The 21,692-nt window shown below is 71.3% G+C and carries 20 protein-coding genes and 1 pseudogene; 10 read left to right on the top strand and 11 right to left on the bottom strand.

What is annotated here, in order from left to right; all coding sequences use genetic code 11:
- Positions 1-337 precede the first annotated feature (337 nt).
- From ABD297_RS23675 to ABD297_RS02205, 6 genes and pseudogenes are all read right to left on the bottom strand, one after another.
- Positions 338-1,174 (bottom strand): annotated as a pseudogene (locus ABD297_RS23675) (ROK family protein); the annotation flags it as partial.
- The gene (gene nagZ / locus ABD297_RS02225) at positions 1,171-2,595 is read right to left on the bottom strand and encodes a beta-N-acetylhexosaminidase (protein WP_344252559.1); all 1,425 of its coding nucleotides are present in this window, start codon (positions 2,593-2,595) and stop codon (positions 1,171-1,173) included. The pseudogene ABD297_RS23675 and the gene nagZ, both read right to left, overlap by 4 nt.
- Position 2,596: 1 nt before the next feature.
- A complete protein-coding gene (locus ABD297_RS02220; protein WP_344252557.1) occupies positions 2,597-3,460 on the bottom strand; it encodes a carbohydrate ABC transporter permease in 864 nt (287 codons plus the stop codon).
- A complete protein-coding gene (locus ABD297_RS02215; RefSeq protein WP_344252555.1) occupies positions 3,457-4,404 on the bottom strand; it encodes a carbohydrate ABC transporter permease in 948 nt (315 codons plus the stop codon). Before ABD297_RS02215 ends, ABD297_RS02220 begins: the two co-directional genes overlap by 4 nt.
- Before the next feature lie 83 nt (positions 4,405-4,487).
- Positions 4,488-5,849, bottom strand: a complete 1,362-nt coding sequence (locus ABD297_RS02210; RefSeq protein ID WP_344252553.1) for an extracellular solute-binding protein — start codon at positions 5,847-5,849, stop codon at positions 4,488-4,490.
- 133 nt (positions 5,850-5,982) lie between these two features.
- Positions 5,983-7,119: an ROK family transcriptional regulator gene (locus ABD297_RS02205; protein ID WP_344252551.1), complete on the bottom strand. Its 1,137-nt coding sequence runs from the start codon at positions 7,117-7,119 to the stop codon at positions 5,983-5,985.
- A gap of 168 nt (positions 7,120-7,287) precedes the next feature.
- Between ABD297_RS02205 and ABD297_RS02200 the strand changes: the two genes are divergently transcribed.
- The 4 genes from ABD297_RS02200 (at position 7,288) to ABD297_RS02185 (ending at position 10,437) form a co-directional block, all read left to right on the top strand.
- Positions 7,288-7,563: a DUF2277 domain-containing protein gene (locus ABD297_RS02200; protein WP_344252549.1), complete on the top strand. Its 276-nt coding sequence runs from the start codon at positions 7,288-7,290 to the stop codon at positions 7,561-7,563.
- 147 nt (positions 7,564-7,710) lie between these two features.
- On the top strand, positions 7,711-8,337 hold the full coding sequence (locus ABD297_RS02195; RefSeq protein WP_344252547.1) for a class I SAM-dependent methyltransferase: 627 nt from the start codon (positions 7,711-7,713) through the stop codon (positions 8,335-8,337).
- Between the two features lie 55 nt (positions 8,338-8,392).
- Complete coding sequence (locus ABD297_RS02190; RefSeq protein ID WP_344252545.1) at positions 8,393-9,103, top strand: DNA alkylation repair protein; 711 nt, start codon at positions 8,393-8,395, stop codon at positions 9,101-9,103.
- Complete coding sequence (locus ABD297_RS02185) at positions 9,100-10,437, top strand: MATE family efflux transporter (protein WP_344252543.1); 1,338 nt, start codon at positions 9,100-9,102, stop codon at positions 10,435-10,437. Before ABD297_RS02190 ends, ABD297_RS02185 begins: the two co-directional genes overlap by 4 nt.
- 247 nt (positions 10,438-10,684) lie before the next feature.
- Here the strand turns inward: ABD297_RS02185 and iolC are convergent, their stop codons facing one another.
- Complete coding sequence (gene iolC, locus ABD297_RS02180; protein WP_344252541.1) at positions 10,685-11,674, bottom strand: 5-dehydro-2-deoxygluconokinase; 990 nt, start codon at positions 11,672-11,674, stop codon at positions 10,685-10,687.
- A 214-nt stretch (positions 11,675-11,888) separates the two neighbouring features.
- On the opposite strand from iolC, the gene ABD297_RS02175 reads away from it, so the two are divergent.
- The 6 genes from ABD297_RS02175 to ABD297_RS02150 all read left to right on the top strand — a co-directional run bounded on the left by ABD297_RS02175 (position 11,889) and on the right by ABD297_RS02150 (position 19,598).
- Positions 11,889-13,220, top strand: a complete 1,332-nt coding sequence (locus ABD297_RS02175) for an ABC transporter substrate-binding protein (RefSeq protein ID WP_344252539.1) — start codon at positions 11,889-11,891, stop codon at positions 13,218-13,220.
- A 140-nt stretch (positions 13,221-13,360) separates the two neighbouring features.
- Positions 13,361-14,356 (top strand): carbohydrate ABC transporter permease, encoded by a 996-nt coding sequence (locus tag ABD297_RS02170; RefSeq protein ID WP_344252537.1) that lies wholly within the window; start codon positions 13,361-13,363, stop codon positions 14,354-14,356.
- Entirely contained in the window at positions 14,353-15,246 is an 894-nt protein-coding gene (locus tag ABD297_RS02165; RefSeq protein ID WP_344252535.1) for a carbohydrate ABC transporter permease, read from the top strand. The genes ABD297_RS02170 and ABD297_RS02165 overlap by 4 nt, the downstream gene beginning before the upstream one ends.
- Positions 15,243-16,772, top strand: coding sequence for a GH1 family beta-glucosidase (locus tag ABD297_RS02160; RefSeq protein WP_344252533.1), 1,530 nt, complete (start codon positions 15,243-15,245; stop codon positions 16,770-16,772). Before ABD297_RS02165 ends, ABD297_RS02160 begins: the two co-directional genes overlap by 4 nt.
- A complete protein-coding gene (locus ABD297_RS02155) occupies positions 16,769-17,800 on the top strand; it encodes a LacI family DNA-binding transcriptional regulator (protein WP_344252531.1) in 1,032 nt (343 codons plus the stop codon). The genes ABD297_RS02160 and ABD297_RS02155 overlap by 4 nt, the downstream gene beginning before the upstream one ends.
- 178 nt (positions 17,801-17,978) lie before the next feature.
- Positions 17,979-19,598: a S53 family peptidase gene (locus ABD297_RS02150; protein ID WP_344252529.1), complete on the top strand. Its 1,620-nt coding sequence runs from the start codon at positions 17,979-17,981 to the stop codon at positions 19,596-19,598.
- Between the two features lie 111 nt (positions 19,599-19,709).
- Here ABD297_RS02150 and rplI read toward each other — a convergent pair whose 3' ends face one another.
- From rplI to rpsF, 4 genes are all read right to left on the bottom strand, one after another.
- Positions 19,710-20,156, bottom strand: coding sequence for a 50S ribosomal protein L9 (gene rplI, locus ABD297_RS02145; protein ID WP_030197754.1), 447 nt, complete (start codon positions 20,154-20,156; stop codon positions 19,710-19,712).
- Positions 20,157-20,182: 26 nt separating this feature from the next.
- The gene (rpsR, locus tag ABD297_RS02140; RefSeq protein ID WP_013494395.1) at positions 20,183-20,419 is read right to left on the bottom strand and encodes a 30S ribosomal protein S18; all 237 of its coding nucleotides are present in this window, start codon (positions 20,417-20,419) and stop codon (positions 20,183-20,185) included.
- 141 nt (positions 20,420-20,560) lie between these two features.
- Entirely contained in the window at positions 20,561-21,184 is a 624-nt protein-coding gene (locus ABD297_RS02135) for a single-stranded DNA-binding protein (RefSeq protein WP_344252527.1), read from the bottom strand.
- 60 nt (positions 21,185-21,244) lie between these two features.
- A complete protein-coding gene (gene rpsF / locus ABD297_RS02130; protein ID WP_030197748.1) occupies positions 21,245-21,532 on the bottom strand; it encodes a 30S ribosomal protein S6 in 288 nt (95 codons plus the stop codon).
- Positions 21,533-21,692 lie beyond the last annotated feature (160 nt).

The following is a 21,692-nucleotide window of genomic DNA, read 5'->3' as shown; positions in this document are numbered from 1 at the left end:
GCACCGGCACCGGCATCGGAGACACCGAAGTCACCGCCCTCCCCAGGGAGATCGAGAGCGACACCGCTCCCAGCGACAGCGCCACCACCCTCAGCGCCACCACCCTCAGCGCCACCACCCTCAGCGCCACCACCCTCAGCGACACCACCCCCGGCGATACCGGCAAGCCCGGCGGGGGAGCCTCGGTGGCACCGGGACCGGCACCGCCCAGACCCAGCCAGGCGGCCCCGAGGGCCGCCACCGGCACGTCCGCCGCCAGCAGCTCGACGCGGTCCGGCAGCCCGAGCGTCTCGATGATCCGCGAGGCCCGCCCGCGACGCGCCAGGTCGGCCCGGACACCGCGGAGCAGGGGCTCTCCGAGGCCCGCGAGGCCGCCGCCGATGACGACGCGCTCGGCACCGGAGGCGAGGGCGAGCACCTGCACCGCGAGGCCCACTCCTGCGCACAGGACGTCGACGGCCGCGGCGGCGAGACCGTCACCGGCCGTCGCTGCGACGAAGGGGTCGCGCGCGCGACGCCGGCCCTCCGGCCACAGCCGCGCGAGCGCGGACCCCGAGGCCACCGTCTCGAGGCAGCCGACCTGGCCGCACGTGCACGGCGCGTCCCCACCGACCGGGAGGTGGCCGATCTCGCCGGCGACACCGTCGATGCCCCGCACGACCACGCCGTCCCGCACCACCGCGGACGCCAGACCCGTGCCGAGGTTGAGGTAGGCCAGCGTCGGAGAGGCGGCAGGTCCCACCGACCCTGCAGGGCTCCCGGCCGGGGTCAGCAGTCGCCAGGCGCCGAGCGCTGCGGCCTTGACGTCGTTCTCGACCGACACACGCACCCCGAGGCGCCTCGACAGCTCACCGCCGAGGTCGAGCGCGTCGACCCCGAGGTTGACGGCGTGCCGGGCGACTCCGCTCACGGGGTCGACGAGCCCAGGCATGCACGCGCCGACCGACACGGCCTCTGAGGATGCGCCGGGCCCGCACAGGACGTCGACCGCTGATCCTGCGCCGCCTCCGTCGAGCACCTCACGGGCCAGGCGCACCGCCACCTCGACGACCGCGACCGGTCCCCGGCCCGACGGCGCCGAGCGCAGCGCGTGCACCTTCCCGTCGTCGGACACGAGAGCCACGGCGGTCTTGGTCCCACCGATGTCGATGCCGAGCCTCGGCCCGGCCGTCATCGCGCCGGCACCCCGAGATAGCGTCCGAGCGCCTCGGCGACGACGACGGAGCCGCCGAAGGTCACGAGGTCGGCGCCGCCACGGGGCCACCCGCAGTCCACGACGATCGTCGGATGTCCTTGCGCACGAAGCCGGTCCGCCACGGTCCACAGGGGGTGGCCGGCCGACAGCCCACGTCCGGCAACGGCGACCTTGGCCCCGGCCGGTACGTCGGCCTCCTCCGTCGTCAGACCCACGGCTCGCGGTCCCCAGGCGACGCGACCGACCGCGAGGTTGGGGTCCGATGCCACCTGCACGATGACCGGCCGCCCCGGCGCGTCGAGCCACGCCCGCACCGCGTCGCCGACCTCGAAGCCGCCGACGAGCGCGCCGTTGAGCGACCCGCGCTCCTCATGCGAACCCTCGCCCCTGGGCGCCACGTCGACCGCGAATCGCCCGGACAGCAGGGCCACTCGCGCCACTGCCTCCTCGAGTCGCGCCACCGGAAGTCGCCCGGACGCTGCTGCCTCGACGACGGCGTCGACGACCTCGAGGTAGCACTCCTCCGTCGTCTCGGACCCCACGCAGAGCAGGTCGCACCCGGCGACGAGCGCACGCACCGCAGCCTCCGGGATGCCGGTCTCGGCGGAGGCGCCGGCCATGTCGAGCGCGTCGGACACGATGACCCCCTCGAAGCCGAGCCGTCCGCGCAGCACGTCCTCCAGCACTGACGCCGAGAACGTCGCCGGACGCTCGGCGTCGATGGCGCTGACCACGACGTGCGAGGTCATGATGCACGCGACGTCCGCCTCGATCGCGGCCCGGAACGGCTCGAGCTCGCGCGCGTCGAGCACGTGCGCCTCGACGTGCACGCGGGGCAGGGCGTGGTGCGAGTCGGTCACGGTGTCGCCGTGGCCCGGGAAGTGCTTGGCGCAGGCCGCGACGCCGACCGACTGCACGCCCGCGACGTAGGCCGCCGAGTGCCGTGCCACGTGCGAGGCGTCGGCACCGAAGCTGCGCACGCCGATGACCGGGTTCTCGTCGGCCGAGTTGACGTCGACGACGGGCGCCAGGTCGAGGTTGATCCCGTATGCCGCGAGCTCGCGTCCGATGGCCGACGCGGAGTCCCGCGTCAGCGCGATGTCGTCCAGGCGGCCGAGGAGCGCGTTGCCGGGCTGGGTCGAGCCGGTCGGGTAGTGCAGTCGGGTCACGTCGCCGCCCTCCTCGTCGACGGCGACGAGGAGGTCCGGGGCGACCGACCGGAGCGACGCGCACAGCTGCGCGAGCTGGTCGGGGCCCACCACGTTGGCGCCGTAGAGGCAGACGGAGGCCAGGCCCGCGGCATACTCCCGCTCGATCCACGCGGGGACGGCGGTGCCGACGAATCCGGGCATGAGCGTGCCGACGGCGAGACGCCGCAGCGCCTCTCGTGAGGTGGTCATGTCAGCCCTTCACCGCCCCGCCGACGAGGCCGTTGCTCATGCGCCCCTGGACGACGAGGAAGAAGATGATGACGGGCACGGCGACGACGGTCGACGCGGCCATGACCTGGCCCCAGTCGGTCTCGCGGGTCGCGCTCGCCTGGACGAAGCCGCGCAGCCACAGCGGCAGGGTGCGGGACTGCTCCTCGGTCATGACGACCAGCGCCACGGTGAACTCGTTCCACGCCTGGAGGAAGGCGTAGACGCCGGAGGCGACGAGCCCGGGAGCCAGCAGCGGGAACGTGATCCGCAGGAAGGCCTTGGTGCGCGAGAGCCCGTCCACCATGGCGGCCTCCTCGAGCTCGACCGGCACTCCGGCCACGAAGCCGCGCAGCATCCACACCGTGAAGGGCACGACGGCCGCGGTGTAGAGCAGCGCGAGCCCGAGGATGTTGTTGAGCAGGCCGATCGAGCTCATCATCTTGTACTGCGCGATGAACAGGCCCTCGGCCGGCAGCATCTGGATGAGCAGCAGCGCGAGGACGAAGGACCGGCGTCCGCGGAACCGGAAGCGGCTGATCGCGAGGGCCCCGAGGAAGGCGACGACGATCGCGGCGGCGACGGTGATGAGGGTGACGGCGAGTGAGATCCCCAGTGCCCGAACGAAGCCCGCGTCCCCGAAGACGGTGGCGAAGTTGTCGAGCGACCCGCCGAAGGGCAGGAAGGTCGGGGTGCTCGACTGGAGCGTCACCTTGTCGAGGAACGCCGAGTTGAGCATCCAGTAGACGGGGAACGCCCAGACGAGGGCGACGGCCACGGCCACGGCCGTGAGCACCGTGCGCCGGGTGGAACGTCGCGACCGGGCGCGGCCGAGGGTGCGGCTCACGACTCCTCCTTCATGAGGGAGCGGACGTAGTACCAGCTGACGGCGACGGTGAGCAGCAGCATGAGGATCGACACAGCGCTGGCCATCCCGAAATCGCCTGCGCCCGTGCCGAGCTGGTAGATGTAAGTGCCGAGCAGGTGGGTCTCGTTGGCCACCCCGCCGGCGTCCTGGAGCAGCTTGACCTGGGTGAAGACGCGCAGGTCCCAGATCAGCTGGAGCAGCAGGACGATCGAGATGACGGGAGCCACGAGCGGAAGGATGATGTGCCGCAGGCGTTTCCACCCGCCCGCACCGTCGATCTCGGCGGCCTCGAGAACCTCCGGCGACAGCTGGGTGAGGCCGGCATAGATCGACAGCGTCACGAAGGGCACGCTCATCCACACGACGATGACCGCGGCAACGACGAAGAACGACAGCGGCTCGACGAGCCAGTTGTGCCCCTGCGCGTCGACCCCGACGCGCTCGAGAGCCCAGTTGAGCAGTCCGTTGCGCCAGTTGACGATCCACGTCCACACCGTCATCGAGGCGACCACCGGCATGGCCCACGCGAGGAGCAGCGCGACCTGCAGCGTCAGCCGCCCGACGCGACCGACCGCACCGATGAGCAGCGCCAGGGCGAGCCCGACGGCGACGGTCGTCAGCGCGCAGACGAGGCAGAAGGCGAGGGAGCGCCCGACGATGACCCAGAGGTTCGGGTCGGTGAGCAGGGCGGTGTAGTTCGCCAGGCCGACCCACTCGGGCGGCTGGCCGAACTGCTGCATCATCCCGAAGTGCTGGAAGCTCGTGACGACCTGCCAGCCGACGGGGTAGCCGAGGGCTGCGACGAGGAGCACGACGGCGGGCACGACGAGCACGGCGGGCAGGTGGCGGCGTGGGCGAGGAGCGGGAGCCGCCGGGAGAGGCGCGGAGGTGGTCTCCGGGGGTGCGGTGGCCGTGGAGGTCATGGGCGGGGCCTTTCGGACCGGGGTCCGGCGGCCGGCTGGGAGGGGTTCCCGGCCGCCGGACGCGGTGTCACGCGGGCGTCAGGTCACTTGAGGTTGAGCAGCGGCGTGATCTCGGCGTCGTACTCCTTGGCGAGCGCCGTCAGGTCCGAGGCGTCGCGGATCTTGGAGAAGAGCTCCTCCATGATCATCTTCGACTCGACCGTCGCCCAGCCCGGAGCGGCCGGGGTGAGCTTGGAGTTGGAGGCCGACGCGATGAGCGCCTTGGCGAACTGGTCGTCACCGAGCGAGCTGACGTAGTCGCTGTTGGCCGGGCCGAGGCCGGCGCCGCCGAGCTTCTTCTGGTAGTCCGGCGAGAAGATGATCTTGAGCAGCTCGCGCGACAGGGCCTGGTTCTGGCTGGCCTTGGAGATGGCGATGTTGGAGCCGCCGGCGAAGACCGGTGCCGGCTTGCCGTCGCTGCCCGGGAGCACGAACGCGCCGAACGTCGCGTCGTTCCACTCGCGGACCTTCTTGCCGTCCTTCTCCTTGAGGTCACCGATCGACCAGTGCGCCCAGCCCGGGGCCATGATCGTGGCGGCCGCGAGCGAGGTCCTGCCCGTGACCTTCTGGTTGGCGTCGAGGATCTCGTCGGCGTCGTTGACGTAGAGCCACGGCGTCTGGTCCTTGGCGTCTGCCGGCGCCTTGGAGGCGTTGCGGTAGAGGTCCTGCAGCTGGGTCAGGCCCTTGACGCTGTTGGGGTCCGAGAGCGTCGAGACCCACTGCCCGTTCTCCTGCTTGGCGAGCTCGCCGCCGTTCGCGAAGATCCACGAGATGCCGTTGCGCCAGTCCTGGCCGCCGAGGAAGAAGCCGGAGAAGTTCTTGATGCCCCGCGGGTTCTTGGCCGTGATCGTCTTGACCGCCGCGTCGAACTCGTCGAGCGTCTTCGGCTGGGCGACGCCGGCCTCCTTCCAGAGGTCCTTGCGGGCGAAGAGGTAGCGCGACCCGAAGTAGTAGGGCAACGCGTACTGCTTGCCGTCGACCGAGCCCACGTCGACGAACGACTGGAGCAGCTTGCTGCCGCCGAGCTGCTGGTAGAGGCCGGAGACGTCGCTGAAGGCGCCGACGTTGGTGAAGGTCGGGCTCTGGGTGTTGCCGAGCTCGGTGACGTCGGGGGTGTTCTTCGGGTCGGGCAGCGCCGTCGTCAGCTTGGTGACGAGGTCGGGCCAGGTCTGCTCCTCGATGGCGAGCGTCGCGCCCGTCTTGGCCTTGAAGGTGTCCTGCAGGTAGGTGCGCAGCTCCTTCGGGGTGTCGGAGCCGGCGAGCCAGAGGGTGATCGTCTTGCCGGCGTTGCCCGCGGTTCCCGACGCGGGCGGGTCGGTGGCCCCGCCAGTCGCGCCGCCACCGCACGCGGTGAGCACGAGGGCCGCGGTGGTCGTGGCCACGGCCAGACCCAGGGTCTTCTTCATCCTGTCTTCCTTTCGAAGGGCCGCGGAGCGGACCGGTTGCTCGCTGACGCGAGTGGAGGGGTGTCGTGCTGGTGAGCCTGTGGAGGGGTCAGTCGAGGAGAGGAGGGCGTATGCCGTCCGGCCGGGTCGGGGGTCAGGCGACGCCGAGCTGGTCCCAGAGGACGAGCACGGCAGCGCCGCGCAGGACGATGTCGTCGGGCCGGTGCGCGAGGCGCACGGTGAGGTCGGTGGTGGTGCGGGCGAGGAGGCGGGCACGGAGCGTCTCGTCGAGGGCGTCACGCAGGACACCCCCGAGGAGGTGCTCGGGTCCGCTGAGGACGACCTCGGAGAGGTCGAGGGCGGCGACGACGGGTGCGAGGGCGATCCCGAGCCGCTCGCCGGCCTCCCGCAGCGGCTCCTGCGGAGCGTCGGCGCCCGCCGCTTCGAGCGCCTTCTCGAGGTTGGGGGCCGACACCCACGTCTCGAGGCAGCCGACCTTGCCGCAGCGGCACGTGGCGCCGCCGTCGGTGCCGACGGTGACGTGGCCGATCTCGCCGGAGGCGAAGTGGGCGCCGCGGACGCGCTGACCCCCGACGATGAGCCCGCCACCGACACCGCGGCCGATCTTGACGAGGACGAGGTCGTCGCCGCCCTCACCGAGGGTGTAGTCGGCATGGACCGCGGCGTCGGCGTCGTTGACGACGAAGACGGGCAGTCCCGTGGCGTTCGCGACGATGTCGCGCAGCGGCACGTCGGTCCAGCCGAGGTTGGGGGCGGTGTCGACGACGCCCCCGGGGCCGACGATGCCGGGGGTCCCGACGCCGATGCCGAGCAGCGGTGCGGTGGCGGCGCCGATGACCTCGTGCACCAGGTCGAGCACCTTGTCGACGACGGCCTGGCCGGAGTCGTCGGCGATGGCGCGCTCGGCCCGCACGAGGATGTTGCCGTCGAGGTCGAGCACGGCCGCGCGCAGCACCTCGTGCTCGGCGAGGTCGACGCCGATGGCCTGCAGGCCGGTCCGGTTTACGTCGACGAGGGTGCCGGGCTTGCCGGGGCGCACCACCTCGGAAGGTCCGAGCTCGACCGCGTGGCCGCTGTCCATCAGCTCGGAGACGAGGTCGGACACGGTCACCTTGCTCATCCCGAGGCGGCGGGCGAGGTCGGCGCGGCTCATGGCCCCGACGGAGTAGAGCATCTGGAGCACGAGCGAGAGGTTGTGCCGCCGGCCGTGGGCAGGCAGGACGGCGGAGCGGGGGGAGACCCGGCGGGCGCGGGGCACGGTGGTGGACACGAGAGTTAGTAAAGTTTACTAACTCTCGTGTTGGCAAGGGGTTCGCCGGAAGTTTCCCAGGCAGGGCATCGTGCGCCGCCGAGTCCCGGTCGAGGTGATCGCGCGACCGGCGCCGCTTCCGCGATCACCTCGACCCACGGCGCGGGCGGCGCGACCTACAGTCGAGGCATGTGCCGCAACATCCGACAGCTCCACAACTTCGAGCCGGCCGCGACGAGCGACGAGGTCCATGCCGCCGCGCTGCAGTACGTCCGCAAGGTCAGCGGGAGCACCAAGCCCAGCCAGGCCAACCAGGCCGCCTTCGACGAGGCGGTCGAGGCGGTCGCCCACGCGACCGCCCACCTGCTCGAGCACCTGACGACGTCCGCACCGCCCAAGGACCGCGAGGTCGAGCGCCAGAAGGCGCGCGAGCGCAACGCCGTCCGCTTCGGCACCCCGGCCTGACCCGACCGGCAGCGACCCGGACCCGATCCGGTCCCGCTCCGGACGCATCCGGAGCGACGGCAGGCCCCGCTCTCGTCCGACCCGAGTCCGACGAGAGCGCCGGTCGTCGCCCTGCGCGCGGGCCGGGCGTCGCCCTAGGCTGACGCCATGGGCATCTGGGCCACCCAGGTCACTCCGCGCCTCGTCGCGGCCGGCGGCGAGGACGACGCGGTTCGGGCGCTGCGCGCCCGGGCCTGCCGCGGTCTGCGCGGTGAGGTGGTCGAGCTCGGCTTCGGCAGCGGCCACAACGTCGGCCTCTACCCGCCGGAGGTCACCCGCATCGTCGCTGTGGAGCCGTCCGACGTCGCCTGGGAGCTCGGCGCCGCTCGCCGCTCGCGCTGTCCGGTCCCCGTCGTCCGCGGCGACCTCGACGGCCAGTGGCTCAGCCTCGAGGACGAGAGCGCCGACGCGGTGCTGTCGACCTTCACGCTGTGCACGATCCCCGACGTCCACCGCGCGCTCGCGGAGGTGCGCCGCGTGCTGCGTCCGGGAGGCGCCCTGCACTTCCTCGAGCACGGCATCGCACCCGAGGAGGGCGTGCAGCGCTGGCAGCGCCTCCTCGAGCCGCTGCAGATGAAAGTCTTCGACGGATGCCACCTGACCCGACCCATCGACCGTCTCGTCGAGGAGTCCGGACTCGTCATCGAGACGATCGAGCGGGAGTACGCGCCGATGCCGAAGGTCATGCGTCCGTGGGTCTTCGCCTACCTCGGACGGGCCACCAAGCCCTACTGACCCGCCCACGGCACAGCGCCCGAGAGAGGTCGACGTCGCCGACTACGGTGGGCGCATGACGAGCGGCCCACACCCCGACCTCGTGTCGCAGGTGCGGGCGGCACTCGCCGCGCAAGCCGACCCGGGACGCGCCGCCGCGCAGCAGCGCTACATGAAGTCGGCGATGCCCTACGTCGGGCTGACCTCGCCGCAGCTCAAGGCCACGCTCGGCCCCCTGCTGCGCGACCCGGGTCTCGCCATGGCGTCGCGTGAGCAGTGGGAGGCGACCATCCGCTCGCTGTGGGACGGCGCCGCGCACCGCGAGGAGTGGTATGCCGCCATCGCCCTCGCGCGCCACCGTCCCTACCGCGTGTGGGTCGACAGCGACTCGATGCCGTTGTGGGAGAGCCTGATCCGGGCCGGCGCCTGGTGGGACGTCGTCGACGACATCGCCACCCACCTCGTCCGCGACACCGTGCTGGCCCACCCGAAGGTCGAGGGCCTGAGGATGCGCGACCGGGCCGGGTCCGACTCCCTCTGGGTGCGGCGGGCAGCGATCATCTGCCAGGTCGGCGCCCGTGACCGCCTCGACCAGCACCTGCTGGCCGACGTCATCGAGCCCAACATCGCCGACCGGGACTTCTTCAGCCGCAAGGCGATCGGCTGGGCGCTGCGTGACCACGCCCGCGTCGACCCCGGATGGGTGCGTGCCTTCGTCGCCGGCCATCCCGACCTGTCGGGTCTCTCCAGACGCGAGGCCCTCAAGCACCTGGAGCCCCTGCCGTGAGCGGGCCGCCACCGCCGGGAGGCCACCGCCGCGAGATCGTCCGCCTCGCCGTCCCGGCCTTCCTCGCCCTCATCGCCGAGCCCCTCTTCCTGCTCGCCGACTCCGCCATCATCGGCCACCTCGGGACCGCCGAGCTCGCCGGCCTCGGGGTGGCGAGCGCCGCCCTCGTCACGGCGGCCGGCGTCTTCGTCTTCCTCGCCTACGGCACGACGAGCGTCGTCGCCCGTCACCTCGGCGCCGGTGACGAGCGCTCCGCCGTGAGCGCCGGCATCGACGGGCTCTGGCTCGCCGTCGGCCTCGGCGCGGTCACGGCAGCCGTCGTCGCCCTCTGGGCCGGCCCGATCAGCGGGGTGTTCGGTGCGTCGCCCGCGGTCCTCGAGCAGGCGACCACCTACCTGCGGATCTCGGCCCTCGGCATCCCGGCCATGCTCGTCATCCTCGCGGTGACCGGCGTGCTCCGCGGGCTGCAGGACACGACCACACCGCTCGTCGCCTCGGTCGTCGGCTTCGGCGCCAACATCGTGCTCAACCTCGTCTTGGTCTACGGGTTGCACTGGGGCATCGCAGGATCCGCGTGGGGCACCGTCATCGCGCAGACGGGGATGGGCGTCGCCCTCGTCACCGTCCTGCTCGTCAAGGCTCGGGCCCGACATGCTCGTCTCCGACCCCATCCCGCACGCGTGCTCGCGGCCGCGCGCACCGGCATACCCCTGCTCGTGCGCACCGTCGCCCTGCGCGCCACGCTCCTCGTGACGACCTGGGTGGCGGCGTCCCTCGGCGACGTCCCGCTGGCGGCCCACCAGGTGGCGCTCACGGTCTGGTCGTTCCTGGCGTTCGCCCTGGACGCGCTGGCCATCGCGGCCCAGGCGATCACCGGTCGTGCGCTCGGCGCCGGCGACCGCGAGGGGGTGCGCCTGGCCATGGGCACGATGGTGCGCTGGGGGGTCTGGGGCGGCTTGGCGCTCGGACTCGTCCTCGTCGCCCTGCACACGGTGGTGCCGCCGCTCTTCAGCCCCGACCCCGCCGTGCAGCAGGCGCTCGGCGCCGCCCTCGTCGTCGTCGGCCTCGGCCAGGCGGTGGCCGGCTACGTCTTCGTCCTCGACGGGGTGCTCATCGGCGCGGGCGACGGGCGGTGGCTGGCACGCGGCATGGTCGTCACGTTCGTCGCCTACCTTCCCGTGGTGCTCGCGGTGCGCGCCGCGGGACCGAGCGGCTCGCCGACCCGCGACGTCGTCGTGCTCTGGCTCGCGTTCACCGTCTTCATGGTCATCCGCGGTGCCGTGCTGGGGTGGCGGGCACGCCACGACGACTGGATGGTCGTCGGCGCCCGCTGACCGCTCCGCACGCGCCGTCGCGACCGTGTCGGAGAGTCAGGGCCAACTGCTACGGGTTTCCCAGTGTTCTTTAAGGTCGGGCGCCCATAGTCGTTCTCGTGAGTTGCTCCTGTGCGACTCGGTGATCTCCTCCCCCTGTCGGATCACCGGGTCAAAGGGCACCCGCTCCCGCTGGTCGAGTTCGGCGACGTGACCAGCGGGGGCGGGTTTTCTCGTTTCCGGGCCCGTCTGCGTCCGAGGTCGGGCCTCACATCGCGCCGTCGGCGACCTCGACGTCGGAGAGCAGGGCCTGCACCTCGGCCGTCGTCGGCATCGCCGTCGAGCACCCGAGCCGGCCCGCCACGAGCGCACCGGCGACGGACGCGAAGTGCAGCGTGCGCTCGAGGTCCCAGCCGGAGAGCAGGCCGTGCACGAGCGCGCCACCGAACGCGTCACCCGCACCGAGCCCGTTGACGACCGTGACGGGGAAGGCGTCGACGCCGACCTCCTCGTCTGGCGTCAGGGCGAGGACGCCCTGTGGCCCCTGCGTCACGACCGCCAGCTCGACCCCCGCAGCGAGCAGGGCGCGCGCCGCGCGCCGGGGCTCGGACTCCCCCGTGACGAGCTCGCACTCGGCGAGGTTGCCGACCGCGACGGTCGCCTGCCGCAGGGCCACCACCGCCTGGCTGCGCGCCCGTGCGCGGGCGTCACCCTCGGCGTCGCCGGGCTCTCGCCAGAAGGCCTCCTGGTAGTCGAGGTCCAGCACCGTCAGCGGCGCCCGGGCACGCTCCTCGAGGGCGGCTCGGTGCGCGGCGCGGCTGGGCTCCTGGCTCAGTCCGGTGAGGCTCGACCAGTAGGCGCTTGCCTCTCGAATGGCTTGCAGCGGAAGCGATTCCGGCGTGATGAGCAGGTCGGGAGCGGTCGGGTAGCGGTAGAACCAGCGGGGGAAGTAGTCGGGCGGGAACATCTCGCAGAAGGTGACCGGCGTCGGCGGCCCGTCGGTGATGGTCTGCACGTAGGCGTCGTCGACGCCGAGCTGCAGCAGCTCGCGGTGGACGAAGCGTCCGAAGGCGTCGTCGGCCGTGGCGCTGACGAGCGCCGCGCGCCTGCCGTGACGCGCCGTCGCGACCGTGACGTTGGCCGCGGTGCCGCCCAGGAACTTCTCGAAGGTGCGCACCTCGTCGAGCGTCACACCGTGCTGGAGGGGATAGAGGTCGACCCCCACCCGACCCATCGCGACGAGGTCGTGGACGGTCATGGTGCCTCCTGCGGGACGCCGGGGCCCGGCCGCGGGCCGGGACCTCCACGCTAGCGGCGATCCGCACCCCGCAGCAGGTCACGGAATGGTCACGGCCCTTGACCGATGGGTGCCGACACCTCCATTCTCCTCGTGAGAGCGCTCTCACGGCCGCGTTTCACGCACGGAGAGCGCTCCCACACCCACACTGGGGATGAGACCAAAGGAGCTCTCCATGACATCCCGTTCCACCCGGATCGGCGCGCCCTCCGTGCGCTCTCGCCATGCCGTACTCGCCACTCTCACCGTCGGCCTCCTGGCCCTGACCGCCTGCAGCTCCGGCTCGGGCACCGACGGGAGCGCCACCCAGGCCGGCAGCACCGGCGGCGCCGCCGGCGGCCCCGTCACCCTGACGCTCGCCACGTTCAACCAGTTCGGCTACGAGGAGCTCATCCCCGAGTTCGAGAAGTCGCACCCCAACATCAAGGTCACCCACAAGAAGGCCGCGACGTCCAACGAGGCCCGCGACAACTTCTTCACCCGTCTCTCGGCCGGCAGCGGCATGGCCGACGTCGAGGCCGTCGAGGTCGACTGGCTCCCGGAGATGCTGCAGTACTCCGACAAGTTCACCGACCTCAACACCCCCGACGTCGCCGGCCGCTGGCTCGACTGGAAGGCCAAGGCCGCCACCGACTCCGACGGCCACCTCATCGGCTACGGCACCGACTCCGGCCCCGAGGCCATCTGCTACCGCAGCGACCTGTTCAAGAAGGCCGGCCTGCCCAGCGACCGCGAGTCCGTGGCCAAGCTCTTCGGCAACACGTGGGAGAGCTACTTCGCCGCCGGCAAGCAGTTCAAGGCCAAGTCCAAGGTGCCCTTCTTCGACAGCATCGGCGCCACCTACCAGGGCATGGTCAACCAGATCCCGGCCGCCTACGAGAACCCGAGCGACGACAGCATCACGGCGACCGACAACGCCGACGTCAAGAAGGTCTACGACCAGGTCATCCAGGCCGGCATCACCGACGGCCTCTCGGCCAAGCTCCAGCAGTGGGGTGACGACTGGACGGCGAGCTTCCAGAAGGACGGCTTCGCCACGATGCTCTGCCCCGGCTGGATGGTCGGCGTCATCGAGGGCAACGCCAAGGGCGTCAAGGGCTGGGACGTCGCCAACACCTTCCCCGGCGGCGGCGGCAACTGGGGCGGGTCCTACCTGACCGTGCCCAAGCAGAGCGCCCACCCCAAGGAGGCCCAGATCCTCGCCTCGTGGCTGACCGCGCCCGAGCAGCAGATCAAGGCCTTCAAGAAGGTCGGCGCCTTCCCGAGCCAGAAGCAGGCGCTCGAGAGCCCGGACCTGCTCTCGTTCAAGGTCGCCTCGTTCAACGACGCCCCCACCGGTCAGATCTTCGCCGACCGGGCCAAGGCCGTGACGATGACGCCGTACAAGGGGGCTCACTACTTCGCGATCAACGACGCGATGCAGCAGGCCCTGACCCGCGTCGAGCAGGGCACCTCCCCGCAGGAGTCCTGGGACAAGTGGGTCGGCGACGTCAAGGCGCTCGGCTGACCTGACGCCGCCGGTCGAGGGGTGCGCCACACGCCATGCGCCCCCTCGACCGACCAGCAGACCAGCCGACCGCGGACGGCCCGGTGCACCCCTCACCGTCACCCGGGCACCGGGCCGTCCGCCCGACCATCGGAACCGCCATGACCGTTCAGTCCCCCACGCGCACCACGCAGCCGGACCCCTCCGGCGCCCCGGGCTTCGTGCAGCGCTCGCCCCTCAAGCCCCGGTCGCCGTGGCGCCGCCGCCTGACGAAGCTGGACGAGAAGGGTGCGCCGTACGCGTACATCTCGCCGTTCTTCATCCTCTTCGGCGTCGTCGGGCTCTTCCCGCTGCTCTACACGGCGTGGGTCTCGCTCCACAAGTGGAGCCTCATCGGGGGCCAGGGCAACTTCGTCGGCCTCAAGAACTACACCGACGTGCTCGCCCAGCCCTACTTCTGGAACGCGCTGAAGAACACCATCAGCATCTTCCTGCTCTCGAGCGTCCCCCAGGTCATCGCGGCCCTTCTCATCGCCGCCGCGCTCGACAGCGGCCTGCGAGCCCGGACGTTCTGGCGGATGGGCGTGCTGCTGCCCTACGTCGTCGCCCCGGTCGCCGTCGCCCTCATCTTCAGCGACCTCTTCGGCGACAAGTTCGGGCTGGTCAACCACCTGCTCGGCCTCGTCGGCGTCGACCCGATCCAGTGGCACAAGGAGGTCCTGCCGAGCCACGTCGCCATCGCCACGATGGTCAACTTCCGGTGGACCGGCTACAACGCCCTGATCTTCCTCGCCGCGATGCAGGCCATCCCGCGCGACTACTACGAGGCCGCGATGATCGACGGCGCCGGCCGCGTGCGGACCTTCTTGTCGATCACCGTCCCGCAGCTGCGCGCGACGATCATCTTCGTCGTCATCACCTCGACGATCGGCGGCCTGCAGATCTTCGACGAGCCGCGGATGTACGACCAGTACGGCCTCGGCGGCGCCGACCGGCAGTGGCAGACGCTGACCCTCTACCTCTACCAGCTCGGCTGGACGCAGAAGAACTTCGGCCGCGCGGCCGCGGTCGCCTGGATGCTCTTCCTCATCGTCGTCATCTTCGCGGTCGTCAACTTCCTCGTCACCCGCCGGATCGCCTCGAAGGGACAGCGATGACCGCCCCGACCCTGACCCCCGCACCCGCCGTGGAGCCAGCCGCCAAGACCCGGCGCGGCACCCGCCTCGTGCGGCGCACCCAGGCCAGCCCCACGGCATACGTCTTCCTCGCGATCGTGCTCGTCGGCTCGGCGTTCCCGCTCTGGTGGTCCTACGTCATCGGCAGCAAGGACTCCGCCGCGATCGTGCAGGACCCCTACTCGCTCGTCCCCGGCGGGCACTTCCTGCAGAACGCGAGCACCGTCATCACGACGATCCCGTTCTGGAAGGCCCTGGGCAACAGCATCCTCGTCAGCGGCACCGTGTCCGTGCTCGTCGTGCTCTTCTCGGCGATGGCCGGCTTCGCCTTCGCCAAGCTGCGCTTCCGTGGCCGCAGCGGGCTGCTCGTCTTCGTCATCGCGACGATGGCGGTGCCGACGCAGCTCGGGATCGTGCCGCTCTTCATCGTCATGAGCAAGCTCGGCTGGATCGGCAGCCTGTGGGCGGTCATCCTGCCCAGCGCGGTCAGCGCCTTCGGCGTCTTCTGGATGACGCAGTACCTCCACGAGGCCCTCCCCGACGAGCTCATCGAGGCCTCGCGCGTCGACGGCGCCTCGACGCTGCGCACGTTCTGGTCCGTGGCGCTCCCCGCCGCCCGCCCGGGCGCGGCGATGCTCGGCCTCTTCACGTTCATCGCGACGTGGACCAACTTCTTCTGGCCCTTCATCATCCTCGACCCGGGCAACCCGACGCTGCCCGTCGCCCTGCAGCAGCTGCAGGCGGCCTACTTCGTCGACTACTCCCTCGTGCTCAACGGGGTCGTGCTCATGGCACTGCCCCTCATCGTCCTGTTCGTCTTCGCCGGGAAGCAGCTCGTCTCCGGCATCATGCAAGGAGCAGTCAAGGGATGACCGCGCAGACGCGTAGCCCCCAGCCCCTCACCGTCCCCGCCGCCGATCTCGTTCTGGCACAGACCCGCCCGGTCCCCACGGACTTCGTCCTGGGTGCGGCGACGGCTGCCTACCAGATCGAGGGCGCCCGCCACGAGGACGGCCGCACCGACTCGATCTGGGACACCTTCAGCCACGCCCCGGGCGCCGTCGTCGACGGCGACACCGGAGACGTCGCGTGCGAGCACTACCACCGGTATGCCGCCGACGTCGCCCTGATGAAGTCGCTCGGGCTGCAGTCCTACCGCTTCTCCACCTCCTGGGACCGGGTGTGCCCCGACGGCGGAGCCGTCAACGCCAAGGGCCTCGACTTCTACGAGCGGCTCGTCGACTCGCTGCTCGAGGCCGGCATCGCGCCGTGGCTGACGCTCTACCACTGGGACCTGCCCCAGGCCCTCGAGGACCGCGGCGGCTGGACCTCGCGCGAGACGGTCGACCGGTTCGTCGACTACTCGCTCGCCGTCCACGACCGGCTCGGTGACCGAGTGCGCACGTGGACGACGCTCAACGAGCCGTTCTGCGCCGCCTTCCTCGGCTACACCGCCGGCATGCACGCGCCGGGACGCACCTCGCCGGCCGACGGGCTGGCCGCCGCCCACCACCTGATGCTCGCGCACGGCCGCGTCGTGCAGGAGCTGCGCGCCCGCGACGCCTCGCTCGAGCTCGGCCTGACGCTCAACTTCACCGTCGCCGACCCGCTCGACCCGTCCGACCCGCGCGACGTCGACGCCGCGCGCCGCGTCGACGCCCAGATGAACCGCATCTTCCTCGACCCGGTCTTCCGCGGCGCCTACCCGGCCGACCTCCTCGACGACGTCCGTCACCTGGGACTCGAGGACCACATCATGGACGGCGACCTCGAGGTCATCTCGACGCCCATCGACGTGCTCGGCGTCAACTACTACAACGGCGAGGCCATCGGCCACGAGCCGCCCGCGGCCGCACGCGCCGACAGCCTCAACGGCGGCCGCTTCACCCGCTCGCCCTTCCCCGCCGCCGACGACTCGCACCGCCACCCGCGCGGACTGCCCGTCACCGCGATGGACTGGGAGATCCAGCCCGAGGGCCTGACCCGCCTCCTCGTCCGGCTGCACGAGGAGTATGCCGGCCCGGCCGGGGTCACCCTCCACGTGACGGAGAACGGCGCCGCCTTCGACGACGCCCCCGACGAGGACGGCTTCGTCGACGACCGGGGGCGGACGGCATACGTGCGCTCGCACCTCGGCGCGATCCTCGACGCCGTCGACGCGGGCGTGCCCGTGCGCGGCTACTTCTACTGGTCGCTGCTCGACAACTTCGAATGGGCCTGGGGATACGCCAAGCGCTTCGGTATCGTCCGAGTCGACTACGACACCCAGGTGCGCACCCCCAAGGCGAGCGCCCTCGACTACGCACGGATCATCGCGACGCGCCGGCTGCCCACCCCGTGGGCCGATCTGGACGCGACCGGCGACGGCGACGAACCAGCAGGAGAATCCACGACATGAGCGACGGGACGCTGGCCACCCCCGTCGGGCGACCCACCCTCGAGGAGGTCGCCCGGGTGGCCGGCGTGTCCCGGGCCACGGTCTCGCGCGTCATCAACGGCTCGCCCCGGGTCAGCGCGGACGTGCTCGCCGTCGTCGAGAAGGCGATCGCCGAGCTCAACTACGTGCCCAACCGCGCGGCGCGCTCGCTCGTGGCCCGGGCCACGATGTCGATCGCGCTCGTCGTGCCCGAGGACGCGCACCGCTTCTTCGGCGACCCCTACTTCGCCGACGTCGTCCAGGGCATCAGCGACCGCCTCGACGACAGCGAGTACGTCCTCAACCTCCAGCTGACCCACCCGAGCAGCCCGTCCGAGAAGACCCGCCGCTACCTGCTCGGCGGCAACGTCGACGGCGCCATCGTCGTGTCGCACCACTCCGGCGACCACTTCCTCACCTCGCTCAGCCGGTCGCTGCCCGTCGTGTTCGGTGGTCGGCCCATCGGCGAGGAGGCCAAGGACAGCGACTACTACATCGACGTCGACAACCGGCTCGGCGCCGTCACCGGCACCCAGCACCTCATCGACCGCGGCCGCACCGCGATCGCGACGATCACCGGACCGGCGGACATGCCCGCCTCCGTCGACCGCGAGCAGGGCTGGCGCGACGCGCTGGCTTCGGCCGGACTGTCGGACCACCGCGTCGCCCACGGCGACTTCACCGAGGCGGGCGGCATCCGGGCGGCGCTGACGCTCGTCGACACCTACCCCGACGTCGACGCGATCTTCGTCGCGAGCGACCTCATGGCGAGCGGCGCGCTGCTCGCCCTCGAGGAGCGCGGGCTGCGCGTCCCGGACGACGTCGCCGTCGTCGGCTTCGACAACAGCAAGTACGCCACCCGCGGCAGGGTCGGCCTGACCACCGTCGCGCAGCCGGCCCAGGAGATGGGCGTCGTCATGGCCGACACCCTGCTGCGCCTGCTCGCCGGGGAGTCCCCGCCCCGCGTGACGACCCTCGACACCCACCTCGTCGTCCGCGACTCCACCTGACGCCTGCCGGGCCGCCCATTCGCGCGGTTCCGTGGGTCGGCGCCCCCGATCGGTGCCACAGTTGATGACGTCGCCGGATCACAGCAGGTCCATCCACAGGTCGCATCCCATGGATCGGGGCCCCGCGCTGCGTGAGAACTCCCGGGGTCCGCCATGGTCAACCCAAGGCGGTGAGGGCATGGCTGCCCGCAAGATCTTCTCCGACAGTGTCGTCCCCCTACCCGAGTCCGACGGTCCGGCGCCCAACGGGGCGATCGTCCAGTCGGCCACCCAGCGTGAGCTCGACGACTCGCTGGACGTGCTGTTCACGCTGTCGCTGGATCCCGCGGCGACCGCCAAGCTCGAGGCCCGGGTGGCGGCGGGCGAGGTGGCCACCCCCGAGGAGATCGCCGCGGCGACCGCCCCGGACGATGCCCGTGCCAAGCTCACGCAGTGGCTGGAGTCCCACGGCTTCTCGGTCGCCAAGACCTCCGCCGACGGCACCTCCGTCTACGCCTCCTCGACGGTGTCCAACATCGCCAAGCAGCTGCAGGTCGACATGGCCAAGGTCACCAAGGACGGCGTGACCTACTCGGCCGCCCGCACCGCCCCCAGCCTCCCCTCCGACGTCGGCGAAGGGGTCCGGGCGATCCTCGGCCTGCAGCCCTTCCGTCAGCTCAACAAGCACTTCCGCAAGTACGTCGGCCCGACCGACGTCTCCGGGTCGCGTGCCCTGACCGCGGCAGCCGCGGCCGCGGCGACGGGGACCCCGCCCTACCTCGTCGACGACCTGCGAGACGCCTACGGCGCCCAGGGCCTCTCCGTCACCGGCGACGGCCAGATCATCGCGATCCTCATCGACACCGTGCCCCTGACCAAGGACCTCAAGGCGTTCTGGGCGCGCAACGGCTTCACGGGCACCTCCGCCAGCCCGAAGCGGGTCACGAAGGTCAACGTCGGCGGCACGACCCTGCCGCCGCCCGAGGGCGAGGAGACCCTCGACGTGCAGTGGTCGAGCGGGATCGCGCCCGGGGCGAAGATCCGGGTGTATGCCGCGGGGTCCCTCCGCTTCGTCGACCTCGACCAGGCGCTCGACCGGATCATCACCGACCTGCCGCGCTACCCGGGCCTGCGCCAGCTGTCCATCAGCCTCGGGCTCGGCGAGACGTTCCTCGGCGGCCCCGGCGGCGAGGTCGCCGCCCAGCACCAGAAGTTCCTCAAGCTGGCGGCCGCCGGAGTCAACGTCTTCGTCTCCAGCGGGGACGCCGGCTCCAACCCGGACGGCTCCGGCCACGGCTCGAGCGGACCCCTCCAGGTCGAGTACGAGGCCTCGGACCCCGTCGTCATCGGCGTCGGCGGCACGACGCTCGACCTCAGCTCGGCCGGAGCCGTGACGAGCGAGACCGCCTGGCCCGGCAGCGGGGGCGGCATCAGCGCGCTGTTCCCGCGCCCCGCCTGGCAGACCGGTGCCGGGGTGCCCGCCGGCGACAAGCGCCTCGTCCCCGACGTCAGCGCAGCCGCCGACCCGAACACCGGCGCGCTCGTGATCCTGCACGGCCACGACAACCAGATCGGCGGCACGAGCTGGAGCGCCCCGGTCTGGGCGGGCATCTGCGCACTGCTCAACGAGGCCCGAACCACCGCCGGCAAGCAGGCCCACGGCTACCTCGCGCCGCTGCTCTACCCGCTGGCCGGGACCGACTGCTTCCGCGACATCACCTCGGGCAGCAACGGCGCCTACCAGTCGGCGGCCGGCTACGACCCGGTCACCGGCCTCGGCTCGCCGCACGTCGGCAACCTCATCAACCGGCTGACCTAGCCCCTGCCGACCCGAGCCTGTCCCGACATCCACCCTGGCAACGCGAAGGGCCGGGTCCGCGTGGTGCGGACCCGGCCCCTCGACCGTGCTGGTGGTGCTGGTGAGCTGCGCTCAGGCGGGGACGACCTCGAAGGTGAGGGTCGCCGCGACCTCGGGGTGCAGACGGACGGTCGCCTCGTAGGAGCCGAGCGTCTTGATGGCCTGCTTGACCTCGATCTTGCGCTTGTCGAGCTCGGGGCCACCGGCAGCCTTGACGGCAGCGGCGATGTCACCGTTGCTGACGGCGCCGAAGAGGCGGCCGGACTGACCCGACTTGGCCGGGACCTTCACCGACGTCGCCTCGAGCTGGCCCTTGATGCCCTTGGCCTGGTCGAGGTCCTTGATCTCGCGGACCTCGCGGCCCTTCGTCAGGGCGTCGACCTGCTTCTGGCCACCCTTGGTCCACGGGGTCGCGAGACCACGCGGCATCAGGAAGTTGCGGCCGTAGCCGTCCTTGACCTCGACGACGTCACCGGCGGCACCGAGGCCGGAGACCTCGTGCGTGAGAATGAGCTTCATGGTGTTCTCCTCGTTCCCGAACTAGCTCAGCGAGCGGAGCTCGAGTAGGGCAGCAGGGCCATCTCACGGGCGTTCTTGACGGCCGTGGCGATGAGACGCTGCTCCTGGACGGACACACCGGTCACGCGACGCGCGCGGATCTTGCCGCGGTCGGAGATGAACTTGCGCAGGAGCGCAGTGTCCTTGTAGTCGATGTTCTCGACCTTCGCCGCCTTCAGCGGGTTGGCCTTCTTCTTGGGCTTGCGCACAACGGGCTTTGCCATCGTGGTGCTCTCCTTCTTGATGAGAGCCCGGGGTTTCACGCCCCGGGATGGAAATGAACTTCTGGGTATGTCGTCCGGCTCAGTGCGCCGGACGACGGTGCTGACCTGCTCGACCGAGGTCGAAGGAGATCGACGGGTCGATCAGAAGGGGGGCTCGTCGTAGCTGGGGGCTGCGCCCCAGCCGCCACCCTGCTGGCCGCCCTGCTGACCACCGGACTGCTGGCCGCCGGAGGGCTGGTTGTTCCAGCCACCCTGGCCACCGCCGGCCGGAGCCGCCTGGCCACCGGCGCTGCCGCCGGTCGCCCACGGGTCCTCGGCCTGGCCGCCACCGGAGCCACCGCTCCAGCCGCCGCCCTGGCCACCCTGGCCGCCGCCGAAGCCGCCACCGCCGCCGCCGCCGCGCTGGGTCTTGTTGACCTTTGCGGTGGCACTGCGCAGGGACGGGCCGATCTCGTCGACGTCCATCTCCACGACGGTGCGCTTCTCGCCTTCCTTCGTCTCGTACGAACGAGACTTGAGTCGGCCGGACACGATCACGCGCATGCCCCGCTGGCAGGACTCGGCGACGTTCTCCGCCGCGTCGCGCCAGACCGAGCAGCGCATGAACAGCGTCTCGCCGTCCTTCCACTCATTGCTCTGGCGGTCGAACTGCCGCGGCGTCGAGGCCACGGTGAAGTTCGCGACCGCAGCACCGGACGGCGTGAAACGCAGCTCCGGGTCGGCGGTCAGGTTGCCGATGATCGTGATGACGGTGTCGCCTGCCATGCGTGGGCTCCGTTCAGTCCTTCGTCGGGTGATCGAGCGGGTTCAGTGACTGTTACTGAATCAGGCGCCGGGGCGCAGCAGCTTGGTGCGCATGATCGACTCGCTGAGGTTCAGCTGACGATCGAGCTCCTGAGCGGTGGCCGGCTCCGCCGTCATGGTGACGACGACGTAGATGCCCTCGGACTTCTTCTTGATGTCGTAGGCGAGACGGCGACGGCCCCAGATGTCGACGTTGTCGACGGTGCCGCCGTCGTTCTTCACGACGGTGAGGAACTTGTCCATCGTCTTGTCGACGGTGCGCTCTTCGGTCTCCGGGTCGAGGATGACCATGAGTTCGTACTGACGCATGCTTCTAACCCACCTCCTCTGGTCTCGGCGGTCACGAGTCTCTCTCGTGACAGGAGGGTTGCATTCGTCCCACCGCGGGCACGGGGCCCGGCCTGATCTTCCAGCCGGGTTCAGCCTCGCAGACCTCACCGACATCGAGTCGCTTCGATCCACAGGCCAC

Source organism: Terrabacter carboxydivorans (assembly GCF_039532035.1).
Classification (GTDB): domain Bacteria; phylum Actinomycetota; class Actinomycetes; order Actinomycetales; family Dermatophilaceae; genus Terrabacter; species Terrabacter carboxydivorans.
This window is presented reverse-complemented; position numbering and strand designations above follow the sequence as displayed.